This window comes from Streptomyces sp. NPDC054863, from assembly GCF_053610825.1.
On sequence record NZ_JBSGZD010000518.1, the window covers coordinates 1 to 2,468 of the forward strand.

Here is a 2,468-nt window from a genome sequence, read left to right on the forward strand (position 1 = left end):
GGCAAACTCAGCCGTCCGCCGCACCCCCGTCCCCACGGGGCTGATGGGCCTGGTGTTGTCCCGTCCCGGACCGCTCTTCCGGACGGGGGCGCCGCTCAGCGCCCCAGCAACATGCCCACGGACGACGCTTGTGTGACCACCGCTTCCCAGCCTCCGAAGAGGAAGAGGAGCAGGGCCGCCAGGGGGAGGACCATGGCCGTTGCCACCAGGGGGTGGCGCGGGCCCGAGCGGCGACCGCCGAATGCGGCGAAGGCACGACGGCCTCGGATCGCGTGCGTGCGGATCATCGTCCTTGATGCCGTGTCCGCCATGGTCCCTCTCCTGTCGTCTTGGTAAGCGGCGGGTGTCTGACCTCGGGGGACGAGTGCTGCACCCACCGCTTGATTTCAAGATTAGGGGCGGGTGCGGCCCCGGTCGTCATGCCCTCGTACCGATTGACTGGCCTCCCGGAGGATGACCTACCGGGTGACGGCGTACTCCCCTGGGTGGAGAGCGGGGTGGACGTCTCGGGGACTTCCCCGAGGGGTCGGACGGGGGTGCTCCCCCGGGGTCATTCCGCGGCGGTGCGCCGCTCCGATGCGTCCTCCCTGGGTACCGGCTGCTCGACCAGGGCCAGGACGCGGGTGGCCATGAAGCGTGCGGTGCGCACGACGCTGCCGCTGCGGGTGACTTCACTCACTTCCACCACCCCCCTGCGGACCGCCGTTTCGACCCTTCGGCCCGCTCTGCTGGCCACCATTTCGTACGTCCTGGTGGTGTCTCCGGCGTCCACCACTATCTCGACTCGATCACCCTTCACTGATCCAATCCCCCTTCTGCTGTTGCCCGTTGGGATTGAGCAGGGGCCAGGGAGATGGGAACACGCGTTCCCTGACCACTCTTCAAGTTTCGCACCCGGCACTGACAATCGATCGATTCGGGCGGGTGTGGCCTATGAGCACACCGCGCCACGGGTACGTAAGCTGTGCCACGTCGAACGGACCGGTCAGCAGTGGGGTGGGGGAGGCCCCACCGGAGGTAGGGGACGGACATGGCGATGATGCGGCTCCGGCGCGAGGACCCGCGTGTCGTCGGCTCGTTCAGGATTCACCGGCGGCTCGGCGCGGGCGGCATGGGCGTCGTCTACCTGGGCTCGGACCGGCGCGGCCAGCGGGTCGCGCTGAAGGTGATCCGGCCGGACCTGGCGGAGGATCAGGAATTCAGGTCGCGTTTCGCGCGCGAGGTGTCGGCGGCGAGACGGATCAGGGGCGGCTGCACGGCGCGGCTCGTGGCCGCCGATCTGGATGCCGACCGGCCGTGGTTCGCGACGCAGTACGTGCCCGGGCCCTCCCTGCACGACCGGGTGGCCGATGAGGGTTCGCTGATCGCGGCCGAGGTCGCGGCCATCGGGGCGGCGCTGGCGGAAGGGCTGGTGGCGGTTCACGAGGCGGGCGTCGTGCACCGCGACCTGAAGCCGTCGAACATCCTGCTCTCCCCCAAGGGCCCCCGCATCATCGACTTCGGCATCGCGTGGGCGACGGGTGCGAGCACGCTGACGCACGTCGGGACCGCGGTGGGATCGCCCGGCTTCCTGGCGCCCGAGCAGGTGCGCGGGGCCACCGTCACCCCGGCGACCGACGTCTTCGCACTGGGCGCCACGCTGGCGTACGCGGCGACCGCCGACTCGCCGTTCGGGCAGGGCAGTTCCGAGGTCATGCTCTACCGGGTCGTACACGAGGAGCCGCTCCTCGACGGGGTGCCGGACGCACTGGCTCCGCTGGTCCGGGCCTGCCTGTCGAAGGAACAGGAGGAACGTCCCAGCACGCTCCAGCTGTCGATGCGGCTCAAGGAGATCGCGGCGCGGGAGGCACAGGGCGGCGGGCCGGAGCAGCGGCCTCCGGCCCAGCGCGCTCAGGCCACCGACTCGTACGCCGATCAGCGGACCCAGCGCACCACCCAGCAGCGTCGTTCCGGCGAGCAGCACCGGCCGGACGGTGCGCCTCAGTCGGAGCCGCGGGGGGCCGCCGCGCAGGCGCCTCGCGGAACGTCCTCCCGTAACGGAGGGCCTTCGTCGCCGCGCAACGGATCGGCGTCCGGCGCACGGAACACCACCCGGTCCGGTGCCGCCCGCAAGGGCACCCGGCCGGGCGGCCGGCCGACTTCGGGCGGCAGGCTGCGGCCCGCGAACCCGCGACTGCTGCGGCAGCGGCTGGTGGTGTTCGTGGTGGTGACGCTGCTGGTCGCGCTGGGCATCGCCGCGGCGCAGGGATGTCAGGGGCCGTCCCGCGGGCTGGGTCCCGACGTGCCGGTGAAGGCCACGGCCACGGCCATGACGGTGACCACGGCCGGGACGGCCGAGGGCCCGCAGCGGCTGTAGCGCGGCGGGCCCGGCGGTTCGGCTTCGGCTTCGGCTTCGGCTTCGGCTTCGGCTTCGGCTTCGGCTTCGGCTTCGGCTTCGGCTTCGGCTTCGGCTTCGGCTTCGGCTTCGG

Annotated in this window: 3 protein-coding genes; 1 reads left to right on the forward strand and 2 read right to left on the reverse strand. The window is 71.8% G+C overall.

Going from position 1 to position 2,468, the window contains the following annotated elements; all coding sequences use genetic code 11:
- Positions 1 to 95: 95 nt before the first annotated feature.
- Positions 96 to 311: a hypothetical protein gene (locus ACWGIG_RS38465; RefSeq protein WP_453326376.1), complete on the reverse strand. Its 216-nt coding sequence runs from the start codon at positions 309 to 311 to the stop codon at positions 96 to 98.
- Positions 312 to 550: 239 nt separating this feature from the next.
- Positions 551 to 799 carry a hypothetical protein gene (locus tag ACWGIG_RS38470; RefSeq protein ID WP_453326377.1) on the reverse strand — a complete coding sequence of 83 codons (249 nt, stop codon included), beginning with the start codon at positions 797 to 799 and terminating at the stop codon, positions 551 to 553.
- A gap of 231 nt (positions 800 to 1,030) precedes the next feature.
- Here ACWGIG_RS38470 and ACWGIG_RS38475 point away from each other — a divergent pair, with 231 nt between their 5' ends.
- Positions 1,031 to 2,356, forward strand: a complete 1,326-nt coding sequence (locus ACWGIG_RS38475) for a serine/threonine-protein kinase (RefSeq protein WP_453326378.1) — start codon at positions 1,031 to 1,033, stop codon at positions 2,354 to 2,356.
- Positions 2,357 to 2,468 lie beyond the last annotated feature (112 nt).

Excerpts from the sequence above, each read along its gene's own strand:
- ACWGIG_RS38465 (WP_453326376.1), bottom strand. The coding sequence starts at position 311 with ATGGCGGACACGGCATCAAGGACGATGATCCGCACGCACGCGATCCGA.
- ACWGIG_RS38475 (WP_453326378.1), top strand. The coding sequence starts at position 1,031 with ATGGCGATGATGCGGCTCCGGCGCGAGGACCCGCGTGTCGTCGGCTCG.